This window comes from Mycobacterium rhizamassiliense (assembly GCF_900157375.1).
GTDB classification, from domain to species: Bacteria; Actinomycetota; Actinomycetes; order Mycobacteriales; family Mycobacteriaceae; genus Mycobacterium; species Mycobacterium rhizamassiliense.
Genome location: NZ_LT721901.1, coordinates 21,964 through 39,739, shown reverse-complemented (window position 1 = coordinate 39,739; position 17,776 = coordinate 21,964). Strand labels below are relative to the sequence as shown.

The following is a 17,776-nucleotide window of genomic DNA, read 5'->3' as shown; positions in this document are numbered from 1 at the left end:
TGCGTGCCGCGCTAGTAGCCGCCCAACACTCGATAACCAGACACGCCTGACCGATTGATTCGCGACGTGTGTCGGGCGACCGACCGACTCCGTTTAGTTGCCCGTCAGACTAGCGGCTTGATACTGATGGTCCCATGCCCAGCTTGCGATGGCCGGGTCGTCCTCGCCGAATTCCCTTGTGTAGCGACGAGCATCGAGTCGGGCGTCGACCATCCGTTGTCGAAGCTCAGCGGCATGATCGCCCAGCCCGTCGACGCGGTCGATGACATCCATGACAAGGTGAAACCGGTCTAGGTCATTGAGCATCACCATGTCGAAAGGTGTTGTCGTAGTGCCGCGCTCCTTGAATCCCCGCACGTGGAAGTGGGCATGGTTGTTCCTGCGATATGTCAGCCGATGGATCAACCATGGATACCCGTGGTAGGCGAATATGACCGGAGTGGTCGTCGGAAAAAGCGAGTCAAATTCCCTGTCGGACAAACCATGCGGATGCTCTGAATCAGGCAGGAGCCGCATGATGTCCACGACATTGATTAGTCGGACCTGCAGATTCGGTAGTTCGCGACGCAGAATGTCCACGGCGGCTAGTGTTTCCAGCGTCGGAACGTCTCCCGCGCAGGCAAGCACGACATCGGGCTCGCCGGTGGTGTTGCTCGCCCATTGCCAAATCCCGAGACCGCGCGCGCAGTGCTTGACTGCGTCGTCCATGTTCAGGTAGGTCAGCGCCGGCTGCTTGCCCGCGACCACGACGTTGACGTAATTGCGACTGCGCAGGCAGTGCTCGGCCACCGACAGCAGGGTGTTGGCGTCCGGTGGGAGGTACACACGCACCACCTCGGGTCGCTTATTCGCGACGTGGTCGATGAAACCGGGGTCCTGATGCGAAGCGCCATTGTGGTCTTGGCGCCAGACATGTGAGCTGAGAAGGTAATTGAGCGAGGCAATAGGACGACGCCACGGTAGGCGCGAGCTGCTAGTCAGCCACTTGATGTGCTGGTTGACCATCGAGTCCACAATATGGACGAATGCCTCATAGCAGTTGAAGAGACCGTGGCGACCGGTCAGGAGATAGCCTTCCAACCACCCCTGGCAGAGGTGCTCGGACAACACCTCCATCACTCGGCCATCGGCGGCAAGGTGATCGTCGCCAACAATTGTTTCAGCAGCCCATGTGCGATCAGTGGTCTCGAAGACCGCAGACAGGCGATTGGACGCGGTCTCGTCGGGTCCCATCAGCCGGAACCGGTCGCCGTTGCGGGCGATGATGTCGCGCAGAAAGGTGCCGAGGACCTTTGTTGCTTCAGCGGTTTCGGTAGCCGGCTCGGCAACCGTTACTGCGTAGTCGGCGAAGTCTGGCATGTCGAGGTCGCGGAGCAATAGACCGCCGTTGGCGTGTGGGTTGGCGCTCATTCTGCGGTTGCCGACGGGAGCCAGAGCTCGAAGGTCGGCGCGCAGTGCTCCTTCTTCGTCGAAGAGTCTCTCCGGGTTGTAACTGCGCAGCCATTCCTCCAGCTGCTTTCGGTGCTCTGGGTTGGTGCGCGTCTCCGCGAGCGGAACCTGGTGGGAGCGCCAGGTCCCCTCGACCTGTAGACCGTCGACGATCGCCGGACCCGTCCAGCCCTTGGGAGTACGCAACACGATCATCGGCCACATTGGCCGCTGTGTGGCACCGTCATAGCGAGCGGCTTGCTGGATCGCCGCGATCAGGTCGAAAGCCTCATCAAGCGCGGCCGCTAGTAGCTGATGCGCAACTTTCGGGTCATCGCTTTCCACGGTGATCGGCAGGTAGCCGTACCCGCGGAGGAGTGAATCCAGTTCCTCTGCAGGAATTCTCGCCAACACCGTCGGGTTGGCGATCTTGTACCCGTTCAAATGCAGCACCGGCAGGACCGCCCCGTCGGTAACCGGATTGAGGAACTTATTCGAATGCCAGCTCGCGGCTAACGGACCGGTTTCGGCTTCACCGTCGCCAATCACACAGGCCACCACCAGATCCGGATTGTCGAACGCAGCGCCGTAGGCGTGCACCAGGGCGTAACCGAGTTCGCCGCCCTCGTGGATGGAGCCTGGTGTCTCCGGGGCCACGTGGCTGGGGATACCGCCGGGAAAGGAAAACTGGCGGAACAACTTCCGCATACCTTCAGAATCCTCCCCGATCCCGGTGTACACCTCGCTGTAGGTTCCCTCCAGGTACGCGTTGGCGACCAGGCCCGGCCCGCCGTGGCCGGGTCCCGTGATGTAGATGACGTTCGCATCGCGCTTGCGGATGATCCGGTTGAGGTGCGTATAGATCAGGTTGAGCCCCGGGGTGGTGCCCCAGTGTCCAAGCAATCGGGGTTTGACGTGCTCGGCTTCCAGTGGTTCCTGCAGGAGCGGGTTGTCCAGCAAGTAGATCTGGCCCACCGACAGGTAGTTGGCCGCGCGCCAGTATTCGTCGATCAGGTTCAGTTCGTCGGATTTCAGCACTGTCATTGCGTAATTGTCAGTCATAGCCGGAGCCGCACCTAGTGCCGACAGACGCTCAAACCGCTGCCAAAAGTCCCTAGGAATGCCGCGCAGGCGATCTACGGCGCGGTCGTATGCGGGCGCTGATGCCCGCTTGCCTTGTGGCATGCCCACGGACAGCGGGGGCCACGGGTGATTCGGGCGCAGTGGCCGGGCATTCCACGCACCCCCGCACCCCCTGCGCGTGTCCACGTCGGTGAGAAGGTCCCCGCAGCGAGTGACCAACGTCCCACGCGGGTGGGACGTCAGTCCCTATCGTTGGGCCGCGGTAAGCGGATCGAATTACCCATGGGATTTCAGGATCCCAACGATGTCAACACCACTGTCATCGCTGTCCGATGACGCCCCGAAGGGAGATACATCAATGAGTTCGTCACCGCAGATCCAAGCCCGCACAGGCCTGTTCGCCCGTGTGCTCGGGCCCTACCTCATCGTTGCCGCGCTTACGATGGTGGCACGTGCCTCCTACATGAGCACACTGCTGGCGCAATTCGACGCAGACTCTGTGTGGCCATGGGTCACCGGCGCATTCGTGCTGCCGATGGGCCTAGTCGTTATCGTCCTGCACCCCTACTGGCGCGGTGCTGCCGCGACCATCGTGTCGCTATTGGGATGGCTGACCGCCTTCAAGGGCCTGGCGTTGATGGCCTTTCCGCACGCCTATCTGTCCATGGGGCACAACGCCGTTGGCGTCGCGCCCTGGTGGCAGGTGGGCACGGTGATCGTCGCCCTGGTCGGGCTGTATCTGACCGTCATCGGCTGGATCCCCGCCGCGAGCCAGCCGATATCACGCGGTGCGGCTCGTCCACCGCGCGATTTGCCGCGCGCTGCCTGACCAACTATCGAGTTGGACGCAATGACCCCCGGACCGGTCCCCGTAAACCGGTCGCCTGACCAGCCGGTGTGCCGACGGCGAAGGCGACGACCGTGCTCAGGTCGCCGCCTTCACATTGACAGGCATGACCAAATGCCCCTACCTGAGGGCTAAACGACTCTCGCTCCCCGGGACCGTCGCGCATAGCGTCGACAGATTTTGGGAACTAATCCCCGAAGGTAGAAGCAGCATGGTGAGTTACGTCGATGAGTATCCGAACCCGTCCGACGGGGAATCAACTGGGCGGGGCGGGATCCCGTTCGGACCGGGATCCGAGCCGGCCAGAACCAAGTCGAGACGCCGGGCTAAGTTGTTCATCGGCGGAGCATTACTCATTGCTCTGTTCGTCGGTGGGGCGGCGAGCGTGGCCGTTGCAAACCACACGCGGCATAACGGTTCGTCGGGTCCGGCGACGTCCAGCGTGACGGCGTTGCAACAATGGTGGGCAGGGGCGGAAAAAGACTTCACTGATATGCGGAACGCGTCAGATGACGTTCAGCAAGCTTTCAGCCGCTTCAGGCCTGGCGCGTTAGCGGCGGCATGCCAGCATGTGCATGATGCTGCGGAGATTGGGATGCTGAGCCGCCTACCCAGCCCCAATCCGAAGCTGACTGCCGCATTGCACGCTGCGATCAAGGATTTCGTTTTCGCCGCGCATTTGTGCCTGACAGCGGTGGCCGGCTCGCCCGGAGACTATGACGGCGAATTCCTGTCGCTGATGGCTCGGGCGAATAAGCAGATGCGGACCGCGCAGGACATCATCGATCAGACGTTGACTAACGTTTAACACTCGTTGCCGGTCGAATCACAGCTGGCACCTGTTCACTCGCGGATGATGAGCAATGAGGAATGGGTATGGCGGAAGACGGGATGGTCTTCCGGCCCAACGATCCGCGCGAGTTCTCCAGCGTCGGCGGCACCAACTACGGCCATCGGGAGTAGGTCATCGATCGTCTTCAGAAAACGCGTGACGTTGGCGCCTGTGGTCACGGGATAGATGTGGACGTCCGGATACCGACGTCTCCATGCCTACAAGCGGTTGCCAGAAGCCTGAGGCGCGCGACCTACTGTGACGGCGCGACAGGTGCTCACTGCGGGCAATGCGGCGCACCGCTAGACCTTCCGCTGGAAGATAACCGCTGCGCTGGCTGTGGCCACGAGACCCATTTCGCTGATGGAGCCTTTACCGGCGGCGGCGCTCTGACTAGCCCAGTCGAGGTCCCGCCAGGCAGGGACTGGCGGCAGAAGTGGCGAGAGATCGCGTACGGCATCCAACGGCTGCAGACTGTGTATTCCGCGAATGTCATCACAGGTGACGAGCTGGACCGACAAATTGAGGACTTGTTCGGGTACTTACGGGAGCTGGCCGACTGGTTGGATGAAGAGGAGTTCAGCGGGGTGAGTGTCGCGAAGCGGCGGTGCACGACCTGGCCTATCCCGCGCTGGGGATTGGTGATGGTGTGGCACAGACCAAAAAGCACGGCGTCGCATTAGGTGCCTTGCGCCAACCCTTCGGTAAGAACCAGGACCCCATAACCGCCAGGATCGGACACACTCACGGTGACGGCACCGTGCGCGTCGATGTCGACTGGGCGCGGTGGACCGGTTGTGCAAGCGGCACAGAGGATGCGCTCGACCTTGCTCGCCGCTGCGTGCAGGAATGGAAGCAGTTCTTCGCAGTGCATGGCCTGAATCCCTGAGCGGAGCCCTTCGGGGGAATTAGGTGACGGTGGATACCTGCACGGTGGGCAAGCTGCGATGCGCAACGTGTCGACGGCAGCCGAAGATTGATCAGCTGGCGGCCAGCGAAATTTGTCCAGCTTGGTTCCATGGTCGTCGGCCCGCCGTTTGCCAAAGACCCGACTCGCGAGCGACGGATCCTGTTGGCCCGTGACTACTACTTGCACGTGGATAATGACGACTATCCACGGAAAATTGCGCCGTTATCATGATGTCGCACAATATATCTCACCCACCCCGGAGAGTTGGTCACGCCGGGCAAGCAAGTGAAAGCCGCCGCCAACTGGTGTCCTCGCGGTTGCCTTGGGCGCCCGTTTGGCATGGTCAATGGCGAGTGGCGGTGGTTGCGTCGCAGGTCGAGCACGTGTCGATCACGGTTGTGTGAGGGCGCGTGTCGTCGGGAAACGGAAGCCCTCACTTGCCGCAGCCTGGCGCTATGGCCGATGCCTCGAACGTGCGGCACGACACCATCGTGGTGCCCGAGACGATGAGCCCGGCCCAAGTAAGGGCGCTGGTGTGCTCGGCGCTTTTTTGCGCGACGTCATCGCGCTCAACGACGAGGCGGCGTTCATCCATATTGTCGACTCGATGTTCAACCAGCACGCCAAATGGCTCAAGGTCACCGCGCAACTACCGTGGCGCCGCGATATCGCCTCGCTGAATTACCTGCTCTCATCTCATGTCTGGCAGCAAGACCACAACGGTTTCACCCACCAAGACCGCGGCTTCCTAGACCATGTGGTGAATAAGAAAGCCGACATCGTGCGGGTGTATCTGCCGCCGGACTCCAATTGCCTGCTCTCGGTGGCCGATCATTGTCTGCGCAGCCGTCACTACGTCAATGTCGTGGTCGCCGGGAAGCGCGCGATGCCGCAATGGCTGAACATGGACGCCGCTGTGGTCCACTGCACCGAGGGCATCGGCATCTGGGAATGGGCCGGAAACGACCGCGGCGTCGAACCGGACGTGGTCCTGGCGTGCTGCGGCGATACTCCGACCCTCGAAGTGCTGGCCGCGGTCTCGATCCTTCGGGAACACTTGCCCGACTTGAAGATCCGGGCGGTCAACGTGGTGGACCTGATGAGGTTGCAGTCGGCCAGCGAACACCCACATGGACTGAGCGACCGCGACTACGACACCCTGTTCACCACCGACAAACACATCATCTTCGCCTTCCACGGTTACCCGGGCATCAAGGTGGACCTCGGTCGATCTGCTCGATTGTTAGCGGCGCACCAGTAGGACCGAGCAGTTTGGGTAAGCAGGCAGTGCGTAGCCGTGAGGACCGATTAGCCGGCTTAGCTTGTTAGCGTCAGCCCTGCCGGTGACAAGTAATTGGATGGATTCGTTTCGTGTCACCCGGTACTCGGTTGCAGTGTCGGTGATGCACTTGTCCACCGTCACATCGGGATAGCGCGGTAGCCAGTTGCCGAGTCGTCGATCAAGTTCTTGCTCGGAAATCCCCCCGAGTTTCCATCGCCTTACCCCCAGTGCCAGGACGGGAGCCCTCCGCAGTCGCGCTTCATCAAGGGCGTGGTGTATGACGTCATCGCTGTCAGGGTAGCGATCGACGACTGCCACAATTTTCTTTCCATGCGGCGGTTCGCCGTCGGTGCGGATGATGGCGACGGGGCAGTGCGCATGCTTGGCCAGGGCTACCGCACTGGACCCCAGCAGCCGGCTGGCCACATGTCCAATCCCGACCGACCCGACGCAGATCATCGCTGCGCCGCGAGACTCCTGGATCAAGGTGAGGTCAACGTCGCCGCGACGAATTGCCGTATCGACTTTGACCGGCCTGCCGCTGGCCAGGATTGCGGTATGAGCCGCATGAAGCGCTGTTTCGGCGTATTGCGTTGCCAAATCGTCATCCTCGCCGCCGGCGGTTGATGCCGCCTCGGCACGCACGACCTGAACCAGCCGCAGCGCAATTGCTCTGCCGATCGCTTCATCGATAGCCCAATGAGCCGCGTTGATCGCGGCAGTCGACCCGTCAATTCCAACTACGATCGGACCAGCACAGTCCGTAGGCCTCATCGCATGCCCTGCTTTGTCGGGAAAAAGGGATTACGACTGCCTAGCCACGATTACCGGCATACGCACGGATTGAACGACAGCGTTGCTGACCGAACCTAAGAGCATGCCGGCGAAGCCACCACGTCCGTGACTCCCGAGGACGACAAGCTGTGCGGATTCAGATGTTTCGACCAGCGCGCGGGCTGGCCGATCACAAACGAGGAGCCTGGTCACGGTCACGTCGGGATAGCGTTCTTGCCAACCCGCCAGCCCCTCGGCCAAAATGCGCTCTTCTTCAGCCTTTACCGCCGACCAGTCCAAACCCGGAAGTTCGAAAACCTCCGTGTCACTCCACGCGTGCAGCGCTATCAAGTCGACGCGACGACGCGACGCTTCGTCGAACGCTATTGCCGTGGCAAGTTCTGAGGCTGGCGAGCCGTCGATTCCCACGAGTACGGGAGCCTGTGCGGGATGCGGCATTCGCGGATCCTCGTCGCGGATGACCGCGACCGGACAATGGGCGTGCCGCACCAGCCCAGCACTGACCGAACCGAGCAAACCGCGAGCCAATGCTCCGCGCCCGTAGGTGCCTACGACCAGCAGCTCGGCCCCTTTGGACAGGTCGACGAGCGTCGGGACGGTGTGCGAAAACATCAATTCGCTCTTGATTGCAATCGGCGGATTATCGTTCGCGGTATCACGGGCGATCTTCAATGCGTCAGCGAGGATCCTGCGACCCTCGTTTTCGTTCCATACCGCAAAATCGTCTAGCGGCGGGACCTGCGACCACGTTGAAGCCACGGGATTGACGACGTGAACCAGGGTTAGCGGTATACGGCGCATCACTGCGTCACGCGCCGCCCAACAGACGGCGACATTCGATGCGGGTGATCCGTCGGCGCCGACGATGATGCCATAGTCCTTGGCCTGTACTGACATTTCGCTCCCTCTCGGTCCAAAAGGAACGCTAGCCCGCGTCGACTCGCCGGTCATGGGGCGTTAGTCCTCAATCGCGCGGTCGTAGGACCCTTGTCCGTGCGATGCTGCCGACCGCACTCGGTGCCCGTAGTGACATTGCCGGCGAATCGGGGTCGAACGGCTCTGGGAAAGCAGCGACGCCGGCGTGGGCCCCGGAGTGGAACGTGTTCCTACCGGGGCCGCCCATGCGCGAGATTGATTTGGCGACGTCCACCATTACCGAGACAGGTATGACCGACCCACATGCGCTCTGTCGGTCCTCGTGGGCATCGATGGCTCAGATGCGGCTATTTCTGCTGCCCTGTGGGCCACTGACGAGGCGATCGCCGGGATGTGCCACTTCGACTGGTTCACGCCGCCGACGTCGCGGCTGCTCACCCGCGCGGGTACAGGATCCAGATCGCCGAGGCTGAACCGCTATTTCGCGCCGCCGCGACGGCTGTGGCGGCGGCTGGCACGACGGTCAAAGTTGAGGCAGCCGTTGTCGTGCGGGACCACGGCCAGGCTTGATCAGCGAATCACGCTCAGCAAAGATGCTGTGATTATTGAACGCGGATTTGCCGAAGCCCGGCTGCGCCGCAATGTCGATTGTTGACTTGTGCTCGGTTTTGGTGGTGCGCGGCTAACCGAATCATCTATCACACGAAAGGTCTAACGGCCCTACAGAACTGCGCGCTACTGGCCATAGGTTCAGCAATGTCGGGGAACCGACGGATTAAGAGAAGTCACTAAGGAGAGAAGTCATGGTCACTGCGCGAGACATCATGCATAGCGGAGCTAGCTGTATCGGAGAACACGAAACCCTCAGCACCGCAGCCCAACATATGCGCGATCTGGGTGTAGGAGCCCTACCTATCTGCGGCGACGATGACCAGCTACACGGTATGGTCACCGACCGCGACATCGTCGTCAAATGCCTTGCCGCTGACCGTGATCCTGGTGCCGTCACGGCCGGTGAACTCGCGCAGGGCAGCACCTACCACGTGGATGCCACAGCCAGCGTCGAAGAGATGCTGAACGTGATGGAGTCCCATCAGGTTCGCCGGCTGCCGGTTATCGACAACCACCGGCTGGTCGGCATCGTCACCGAAGCTGACATCGCACGACACCTTCCCGAACAAGCCATCGTCGACTTCTTGAGGGCCATCTGCTCGCAGCAAGCCATTACCAGCCACTGACTCGGGCCCACGCCCCCGGCGCTGCGATCGTCCCGGGTTGTCGGGTCAGTCAGGCCGGGATCCGACGCCGGCGGCCCAGATCCCGCGACGTTGATGGTGATTCGGCAAGAGATCGGCTGCGGTGCCCTCGCTGGTCCAGAATGCTGCAGCATCGATATCACGGGTCGGTTGGCTAGGCGCTTTAGGCCGCGCGCCGGGCTGTTGGACCGTTATCGGCAACGGAAGGGTGACGCTGTGGCGTTTTTAAAGGTGGTCGCGATCGACTTCGACGGCACGCTTACGTCGGGCGGCGGCATAGCGCCGCATGCCATGGAGGCGATCGGGCAGGCCCGGTGTAACGGCCTGGCGATTGTGCTTGTCTCTGGCCGCATCGGAGCTGAATTGCAGGCTGAGTTCCCACAGATAGCCGGCCACGTGGACGCGATGGTGCTCGAAAACGGCGCGGTGATCGTGATCGACGGACGAGCCCACGCGTTGGCACCTCCGGTGGATGGCGGCCTTGCTCAGGCGCTCGGTGATCGCGGGGTGCCGTACCGACGCGGCGAGGTGCTGCTCGCCGTTGACGGCGAGCACGCCGCGACCGTCGTCGAGGTAATCGGTCAGCTCGGGCTCGACTACCAGATCACCCGAAACCGTGCTGCCCTCATGGTGCTGCCGGCAGGCATCACCAAGGCCACCGGACTGGCGGAAATGCTGGCGGAGATGAACCTGTCTCCGCACAACACCGTGGCGGTGGGCGATGCCGAGAACGACTTATCATTGTTCGCTATCGCCGAGATCGGCGCAGCTGTGGCCGACGGTGTCCCGTCAGTTCGGCGAAAGGCCGATATTGTCCTTGACGAACCGGACGGCGCCGGTGTCGTCGAGCTGTTGAACGGCCCGTATCTCAACGGGGCACAACGCTGGTGCCCACCACGCCGGTGGGTCGACATCGGAACATTTGATGACACAACCTCGACCCGGATACCGGGAAGCCAAGGCCGCATCCTGGTTACCGGACCCGCCGCGTCGGGAAAGAGCTATGTAGTTGGCTTGATGGCCGAGCGATGGATCCTGGCCAACTACTGCGTTCTTGTCCTCGACCCTGAAGGCGATCACGTGCAATTGCAGCAGTTTAACCAGGTCCAGGTCGTTGACGCCGGCCATTATCTTCCCGAGCCAGCCGAACTGGTCAACACGCTGCATCCGTACTCCAGCGTGGTGGTGGACATGTCGGGAGTGGCCGAGCCAACCAAGGTCGATTACGTGCATCGCCTGCGGTCGACCGTCGAGGCGCACCGCGAGCGGTACGGATTCCCACACTGGGTGATCTACGACGAGGCCCACCTGCTCGGCACCGATGAGCAAGCGCACTGGGCACGCCGAGGCGGCTATGTGTTGTCCTCATTCGCCCCGGCCTCACTGCCTGCCCACGAGATCGACAGCAGTGACGTCGTGCTAACACTCATTAACGCCGAAACTTCGGCAGACATCGCTTCCCGACGGCGGGCCACCATACGTTTCGGTTCCGGGCCGGCTCGTGGGTTCACGATCGCAGATCGTGAGACCACCCACGTACGACACTGGCACAAGTATGCCGATATCCGCCTGCCCCAAGAGCGGCACTTCTACTTCCACGTCAGCGGCGGCCAACCTATCGCTCCAGCCGCGACTATGCGCGACTTTAGCACTGCAGTAAGGCATCTCGACCAGCGCGCACTTGAGTACCATCTCGAACGCGGCGACTTTTCTCGCTGGTTTGGTGGCACCATCGCCGATAAGGAGCTCGCAACACAGGTGGCTGGCTGGGAGGACGAGTTACTGGCGCGTCGCGCCGTCGAGCTGGAACGCATACGCCACCAACTCATCCACGCGGTCGAGCAACGGTATCTACCCGTAGATGAGCAACTCGACTGAACGAGCAGGCAAGTCCGCCATTGCTTTCGGCCAGTTCGGCTCCGGCGCAGCCCTGCATAGGGTGTGCGTGATATGGCCCGGGTTACTCGAAATACATTCCGTCACTTCATCATTGCTGCTATTGCCCCACCGGAATCCCGGCAAGCCGAACGCAATGCTCCTGCATCGGCACGACCATCGAAGTCCAACGCCCTTGACCCGAGGAACAGGTTTACCGATCCTGCCAGCCCGGCTTGGGAAAACGACGATCACGGCAGCACCGCAGCGCATGGATCGATAGTGCCGTTAGTCTCGGAGCGGTGGTTCTTGCCCCAGGCTTGAGCGATTAGCGGGATGCCAGGGCTTAGTGGGCCGCGTGGGCGCCCGCAGCGATCCGTCCGCGATGTCGTGCCGGCCGCGAGGCGTGATGGCCCCGGTCATTGTCTCGTCACACACACATTGCGGATAGGGCCCAAAGTCATCGACAGTGCAGGGGCCGCACGTCGTGTCCGTAGGAACGCCGAGCCGGAATAGCAAGCGCGCTGTTCACATCTGCTGGCATAGGGTGCGGGCATATCGGCGTGGCCGCCGAGGACTATTGGCCCTGGTACGCCGCGCAGTGCAGACGCAGACTTGGCGCCATGGCAAAGGTCCCAGGACCGATCACGCGAACGGTGGCGCTCGTTGCGGTGCTCTATGCCGCGCGACAGTACTACCGGAATTGGGGCGCAACCAAGGAAGAGTGCCTGCTGCAGCTGCCTGGCGACGCACTGGTCGGTGATCCCGTTGTCCAGGTGACCGAGGCGGTGTACATCGATTCGCTGCAATCAACAGTCTGGGCCTTGCTAGCGCAGATGGGTCAGGACCGGAAGGACGCCGGGCGTATCCGTCCGGAGTCGCAACATCTTGAAGTAGGGGACGTTGTGCGCCTGGCTCCTAAGGGCTGGATGGGGCTCAGGGACGGGTTGAGGATGTGCGTCGAGGAGATCGAGCCCGAAAAGCGCATTGTGCTGAGGGCCACGCGACCACGCCTGCTGTGGGACGTGGTGTTGTCGGTCCATGTCTTGCCGCATTGGGAGGACCGTGTCCGACTCCTTGTGCGAGTACGGATCGGCTTGCGCCACCTTGGCGAAGTGGTCGTCATGGAGCTGGCCAGGTTGTTGGTCGCGTTGACGACGCGCAGATTTTTGTTTGAATTCAAGCGCCGGGTCGAGCGGTTGCCCTCGACACAACCGCGGCCAGTTGTCGAATCCTCGGCCCGCCCAGCCGGGACCAGGCATGACCGCGCATCGTCACGATGCGGACAACTATTCCAACGCTGGGTGATCCCGCACCGGATCGATAGCACCCGTTGGTTCGGGGAAAGCTCTAGAGAGGAGCGCGGACGATGAAACCGATCATCGTGGGTATCGATGGTTCGCAAGCGGCGATCGCGGCCGCGCTGTGGGGTGTCGATGAGGCCATTGGCCGCGGTGTCCCGTTGCGTCTCGTCTCGGTTCTCAAGCAGACGCATCCATCCTCGGACGACTACTCGCGCGATCTCGCGCATGCCGAGACATCGCTTCGCGAAGCGCAATTCGCGGTTGAGGCCAGCCGAAAGCTGGTCAAGATCGAAACCGAGATCCCACGTGGTCCGGCCGGCCTGGTGCTCGTGGAGGCATCCCGCGATGCCGAGATGATTTGCGTCGGCTCCGTCGGGATCGGGCGCTATGCCCGCTCGATCTTGGGTTCGACGGCAACCGAGCTCGCTGAGAAGGCGCATTGCCCGGTCGCGGTCCTACGTACCGAATCCGACCAGCCACCGCCCGACATCAACTGGATCGTGGTGCGGATGACCGACGCACCCGGCAACGACGCCGTCGTCGAATATGCTGTGTGGGAGGCAAAGTTGCGCAGCGCGCCGATGCTCGTCCTTGGAGGCCGACCCGAGGAACTCACCGAACATGCCGACAGCGAGTTCGAACGTCGGGTACAGGATTGGCGGCAGCGCCATCCCGAGGTGCGCGTCTACCCGATCACTACCAAGCACGCCATCGCCAGCTTCCTGAGAACCAACGACGAGCGAGTTCAATTCGCGGTGATCAGTGGCGCCGAGGCCGATCAGCTAGCGCGGCTAATCGGTCCTTTTGGACATCCGCTCTTCCGCCACCCCGAATGCTCAGTTCTCGTCGTCCGTGGATAAGTGCCAATATCGATGAAATATGCTGCTTGGCAGACGAATTCGCCTAAACGCCGGAGCTAGGCCACCGACTCGGATCTCACGACTGGTCCCGCAGCGGTACCTCAGGCCTTGATCCGCGTAGGCATCGAACCTCCGGACGAGTTGACTCCCAAACCCACCCGCGGCGAGCCATGAGCGAGGTGTTGGAGATTCGCCGCTGGGCCATGGCCTTGCCAGCGCCGCGATACCAAGTGATTCCGGCCAAAGTGGGGAAGACACGATGCGATTTGCGTATCGCACGGGTGGCGTGCGGACTGGTCTTAGCCGTCGCTGGCAGCTCGGGTCTGCACCGTTGGACCGGGTGTGCGCCGGTGTGCAGGGCGTCGACGCGACAGTCGGCGCAATTCGTCGGCGCCCCACACGATGAACGGGAACGGGACTACCAGCAAGAGTTGCCCGGCCGACAGTGCGGCGGTGCCGAATAGCGAGTGCAGGAACGGTGTGTACACCAGCGTCAGGGCGAACACAATCTCCGCCGCGATGCCGACGAGTAGCGCCGGATTGCTGAGTACGCCAATCGCGCGCAGCGACGCGTGATCGGTGCGTGCGGCGAACGCGGTGCCGATCTGGCAGGCGACGATGCCCAGCCACGCGGCCTTTAAGACCCGGACGGCCAGATCTGCGATCGAGACAGGCTGAGGCAAAACACGTCTCATGTGTGCAGCCCGGCTGTGCTTACACCTGGGTGCCAGATGACGACCCCTATACACGAACCGGCGCGGCTTGGACCGGGTTAGCGGCAGGGTCACGCCGTACCCGATCATGCCACCGGCGTAACACCAAACGACGAAGTTCGTCAGCACCCCAAACCAGGAATGGGAAAGGCGCCAGCACCCACAGATCCGCCGACGCGGGGGGCTCCGTGCCCAAGACAGACTGAAAGAACGGTACACAGACGAATACGGCGGCCAGCACGAGCTCGGCGGCAACCCCGGCGAGCAGATAACGGTTACTGAAAACGCCCACCGACCGTAGTGAAGCGCGCTGGGTACGCACCGCGAAGGCGGTGCCGATCTGCCCGGTGATCATGCCCAGAAACGTCATGGTGGTGGCTTGCCGGTACGCGTGATACAGCGGCGTTCCCGCGTCGACTGATGCGCCCGGATGCCAGCCCTGTCTGGTCAGCACGTAGAAGAACGCGACCATCGCTAAGCCCGCCACGATAAAACCGAGAAATAACCACGCGCGCAGCAGCATTGGAAGGCGAATCACGCCTTCATCACGTGGCCGGGGTGGACGCTGCATGATTCCTGGCTCAGCTGGATCACGGCTGAGCGAAAGCGCCGGAAGCGTTTCACTGCCGACGTCGAACGCCAGAAGCTGCATAATCGTGAGCGGCATAGGGATAGCACCGCCGCTGAGTGCGAACACCAGGAACGGAACCACTTCCGGGACCGCGTGCGCGAAAATGTAGACGATGAATTTTCGGACGTTGTCGTAGATGCGCCTGCCCGCCTCTACCGCGGTCACGACTGAGCCGAATGCATCGTCGGTCAGCACCATCGTCGCTGCTTCCCGCGCGACATCGGTGCCCGAAAGCCCCATGGCCACACCGATATCAGCCCGACGCAGCGCTGGAGCGTCGTTGACACCATCGCCGGTCATCGCGACGACGTGGCCATCACGACGCAGCGCCTCGGCGACGCGCAGCTTTGCCTCCGGCGAGGCGCGGGCAAAGATGACTTCGGGTTCCTCTCGCATCAGCGCGGAAAGCTGTTTGTCGTCAAGGCGTTCGAAATCCTCCGCGGTGACGACCACCGGCCGCGGACCCGTGATACCGATGCGCTCAGCGGTGGCCGCAGCGGTGAGCGGGTGATCGCCAGTGATCACGATGATGCGGATGCCCGCGGTGCGGCATTGCGCGACCGCCTCAACAACGCCCGGTCTTGGCGGGTCGAGCATCGCGATCAATCCGGCGAAGCACAGATCCTGCTCGGCGTTGGCCCGGTCATGTGGGGGTCGCTTATCAGGCGGTAGTTGGCGCTGCGCAAAGCCAAGCACCCGCAACCCCTCTGCGGCAAAGGCATTCACCGCCTTTTCGACACACTGCCGTCGCGGTTGGTCTAGCGGCAGCGCTTGCCCGTCGCTCTCGAGCACGTGGCTGCACCGCGCCAACAGCGCCTCCGGCGCACCTTTGGTGTGTACGACGGGCGCCCCGTCGTCGGATCGATCGATCGTCGACATCAGCTTCAGCTCGGGATCAAAATAAAATTGCCAGCGCCGGTTGGCTTCCCGTAATTTTGTGCCCGTTTCCGCTCCGAGCGCTCGGGCAGCCGACAGGATAGCGATCTCGGTGGGATCGCCGGTCGGACCCGATGGATCGTCGAGGCGGGCATTGTTGCAACCCGCTGCGATGCGGCCCAGCGACCTGAGCGCCGGGGACAGGCGTGACGCGTCATCCGACCCTTCGGGGTGCTCGAGGTCAACGTCGGTGCGACCGGCAGTGGTCCACGCCGCGACTGGGGTCATCCGGTTTTGGGTCAGCGTGCCGGTCTTGTCGGTGCAGATCACGTCGGTGGAACCCAGCGTCTCGACAGCACTGAGCCGCTTCACCAGGGCACCACGGCCTGCCAAGTCCCGTACCGCCACCGCCAGGGCGAGCGTGATCACCGGAAGCAATCCCTCCGGCACCATCCCGGCCAACAATCCCGCTGCGAATATCAACGAGTTGATCAGCGTCAAATGCGCCACGAGCGTCGCGACCGGGATGAACGATAAGCCGAGGATCACCGAGACCGCGGCGATCAGCCATGCCGCACGTCTGACCTGCCGTTCCAATGGGCTGGGATCGGGCTTGACGCGCTCAGACAGGGCCGCGATGCGGCCGATCTCGGTGCCCATCCCGGTGGCGAATGCGACTCCCTTCGCCTGCCCACCGGTGCAGTTCGTCCCGCTGAACACCAACTCGTGCGCGCTTAGCAGTGGCACATTCACATCGACGATCGCCGCCGACCGCAGCGCGGGAACCGACTCACCGGTAAGAGCAGACATGTCCACTTCGATGGCACCGCCCAACAGCCGGATGTCGGCGGCGATCCGATCGCCCTCTTCGATGATCACGATGTCGCCGGGTACCAGTTGCGTCGCATCGATTTCGGTGACAGCACCGTCACGCTCGACTTTGGCTCGTTGCGGTAAATATTTAGCTAGGGCCTCCACCGCCCGCTCGGCCTGTACTTCCTGCACGAAGGAAAATGCGGCGTTCAGGATGATGATCGACACCACGGCAACCGCCACCACGTGCGACCCGACGATCACCAACAACCCCGCGGCCAACCACAAAAGCAGTGCCAGGGGATGAGTCAATTGCCGCGCCAACTTCCGTGGCCACTTCGGACCGCCCCGCCGAGTCAACTCGTTCGGCCCGAACTGAATCAGGCGCCGCTCCGCTTCGCTTGTCGATAGACCACTGCGGTTACTTCGCACATCACGTAAGAGGCGATCAGCCGCCTCCTCTGGATCGAGTTGGGGCGGTGAAACCCATTCACTGTGTTGGCTGCGCACGCAGCCATCCTGACGTCCCGTCATTGATCATGTAAGGGCCGACCGGTGCGGGATCGAGTGACTTTCGGCCTGTCAGAGTGTGACCTTCACCGGCACAGGTGCGGTCCTCCGCCGCTACGGGAGGTGCTCGCACCGGCAAAACGATCAGATGTCATGGAGCAGGACTCTACGATTTTCAGCCCGGCCGCATTGTTTAGAGGCCGTTAGGCCCATATCCCGCCGCAGATGGTTCCAAGCGAAAGGCCTAAGGACTCCTGAGGACTACCCGATAACCCCATAGCGTGAGGTTGTCGTCTCCGATGACGCAGATCTCTCAGCGGCACAAGGAACTATGCGCGGGGGTCGGGTCGGCACCGGCGGTGAATTCACGCACCGTCATTGGTCGACGCTGGGTGCCCCGCATCTATGCCGCAGGTGCTCACTGCGAGCAACCGGTCCGCAAGATCCGAGAGGGCACGTGCGGTCGCCAATTCTTGACCGGCCTCGTCTGTCAGGCAATCGGATGGGAGCCGGTACGCAACTCCGGTTCCGGCCAGGTACCGTCCGGCCCAATGCAATTCGACCTTGGCTTGAGTGCGGCCGCCTCTTTCCTTGACCGCGATGCTCATAGCCGAATGTGTCGCGTCGTGAGTGGGGGATCGTTGCGGTGCATCGTCTGTGCCTCCAAGGCGACTGTTGTATGAGCCGTGACAAGCCGCGGGCCGTGGTCTCACTTCGAGCCTATAGACGGCAGTAGCGGCCCCTAGGGACTTTGGTCACCACCGCCGCAGCCACTGGGCCTCAAGCGAAGCCAGCCGCAGGCGACGTAGTCCTGTGCATGGAATCATCGCTGAGAGCGGAGGCGTAGCTGACCAACCCCAAGCTGCAGGTGCGCCTCGGCGAGCA

The 17,776-nt window shown here is 62.4% G+C and carries 14 protein-coding genes and 1 pseudogene; 9 read left to right on the top strand and 6 right to left on the bottom strand.

Annotated elements, in window-relative coordinates:
• Window positions 1–93: 93 nt before the first annotated feature.
• Window positions 94–2,472: a phosphoketolase family protein gene (locus MRAB57_RS00160; protein ID WP_245835771.1), complete on the bottom strand. Its 2,379-nt coding sequence runs from the start codon at window positions 2,470–2,472 to the stop codon at window positions 94–96.
• A 397-nt stretch (window positions 2,473–2,869) separates the two neighbouring features.
• Here MRAB57_RS00160 and MRAB57_RS00155 point away from each other — a divergent pair, with 397 nt between their 5' ends.
• The 4 genes and pseudogenes from MRAB57_RS00155 to MRAB57_RS00140 all read left to right on the top strand — a co-directional run.
• Complete coding sequence (locus MRAB57_RS00155; RefSeq protein ID WP_083743251.1) at window positions 2,870–3,340, top strand: hypothetical protein; 471 nt, start codon at window positions 2,870–2,872, stop codon at window positions 3,338–3,340.
• Window positions 3,341–3,569: 229 nt separating this feature from the next.
• Window positions 3,570–4,166 carry a hypothetical protein gene (locus MRAB57_RS28425; protein ID WP_157900535.1) on the top strand — a complete coding sequence of 199 codons (597 nt, stop codon included), beginning with the start codon at window positions 3,570–3,572 and terminating at the stop codon, window positions 4,164–4,166.
• Between the two features lie 631 nt (window positions 4,167–4,797).
• On the top strand, window positions 4,798–5,079 hold the full coding sequence (locus MRAB57_RS28420) for a hypothetical protein (protein ID WP_157900534.1): 282 nt from the start codon (window positions 4,798–4,800) through the stop codon (window positions 5,077–5,079).
• Between the two features lie 604 nt (window positions 5,080–5,683).
• Window positions 5,684–6,307, top strand: a pseudogene (locus MRAB57_RS00140) (phosphoketolase family protein); the annotation flags it as partial.
• Between the two features lie 36 nt (window positions 6,308–6,343).
• Here the strand turns inward: MRAB57_RS00140 and MRAB57_RS00135 are convergent.
• Both MRAB57_RS00135 and MRAB57_RS00130 read right to left on the bottom strand, forming a co-directional pair.
• Window positions 6,344–7,156: a universal stress protein gene (locus MRAB57_RS00135; RefSeq protein WP_077085756.1), complete on the bottom strand. Its 813-nt coding sequence runs from the start codon at window positions 7,154–7,156 to the stop codon at window positions 6,344–6,346.
• 30 nt (window positions 7,157–7,186) lie between these two features.
• Window positions 7,187–8,074, bottom strand: a complete 888-nt coding sequence (locus MRAB57_RS00130; RefSeq protein ID WP_077085755.1) for a universal stress protein — start codon at window positions 8,072–8,074, stop codon at window positions 7,187–7,189.
• Window positions 8,075–8,375: 301 nt separating this feature from the next.
• Here MRAB57_RS00130 and MRAB57_RS28415 point away from each other — a divergent pair, with 301 nt between their 5' ends.
• The 5 genes from MRAB57_RS28415 (at window position 8,376) to MRAB57_RS00105 (ending at window position 13,348) form a co-directional block, all read left to right on the top strand.
• Window positions 8,376–8,708, top strand: coding sequence for a hypothetical protein (locus MRAB57_RS28415; protein WP_157900533.1), 333 nt, complete (start codon window positions 8,376–8,378; stop codon window positions 8,706–8,708).
• A gap of 148 nt (window positions 8,709–8,856) precedes the next feature.
• A complete protein-coding gene (locus MRAB57_RS00120; protein ID WP_077085754.1) occupies window positions 8,857–9,291 on the top strand; it encodes a CBS domain-containing protein in 435 nt (144 codons plus the stop codon).
• Window positions 9,292–9,525: 234 nt separating this feature from the next.
• Window positions 9,526–11,187 (top strand): HAD family hydrolase, encoded by a 1,662-nt coding sequence (locus MRAB57_RS00115; RefSeq protein ID WP_077085753.1) that lies wholly within the window; start codon window positions 9,526–9,528, stop codon window positions 11,185–11,187.
• Between the two features lie 620 nt (window positions 11,188–11,807).
• Window positions 11,808–12,557: an SRPBCC family protein gene (locus MRAB57_RS00110; RefSeq protein WP_342743330.1), complete on the top strand. Its 750-nt coding sequence runs from the start codon at window positions 11,808–11,810 to the stop codon at window positions 12,555–12,557.
• The gene (locus tag MRAB57_RS00105; protein WP_077085751.1) at window positions 12,554–13,348 is read left to right on the top strand and encodes a universal stress protein; all 795 of its coding nucleotides are present in this window, start codon (window positions 12,554–12,556) and stop codon (window positions 13,346–13,348) included. The genes MRAB57_RS00110 and MRAB57_RS00105 overlap by 4 nt, the downstream gene beginning before the upstream one ends.
• A gap of 299 nt (window positions 13,349–13,647) precedes the next feature.
• Here MRAB57_RS00105 and MRAB57_RS00100 read toward each other — a convergent pair whose 3' ends face one another.
• From MRAB57_RS00100 to MRAB57_RS00090, 3 genes are all read right to left on the bottom strand, one after another.
• Complete coding sequence (locus MRAB57_RS00100) at window positions 13,648–14,031, bottom strand: cation transporting ATPase C-terminal domain-containing protein (RefSeq protein ID WP_077085750.1); 384 nt, start codon at window positions 14,029–14,031, stop codon at window positions 13,648–13,650.
• 58 nt (window positions 14,032–14,089) lie between these two features.
• Entirely contained in the window at window positions 14,090–16,891 is a 2,802-nt protein-coding gene (locus MRAB57_RS00095; RefSeq protein WP_083743249.1) for a cation-translocating P-type ATPase, read from the bottom strand.
• Between the two features lie 365 nt (window positions 16,892–17,256).
• Window positions 17,257–17,499, bottom strand: coding sequence for a dsRBD fold-containing protein (locus MRAB57_RS00090; protein WP_077085748.1), 243 nt, complete (start codon window positions 17,497–17,499; stop codon window positions 17,257–17,259).
• Window positions 17,500–17,776: the final 277 nt, after the last annotated feature.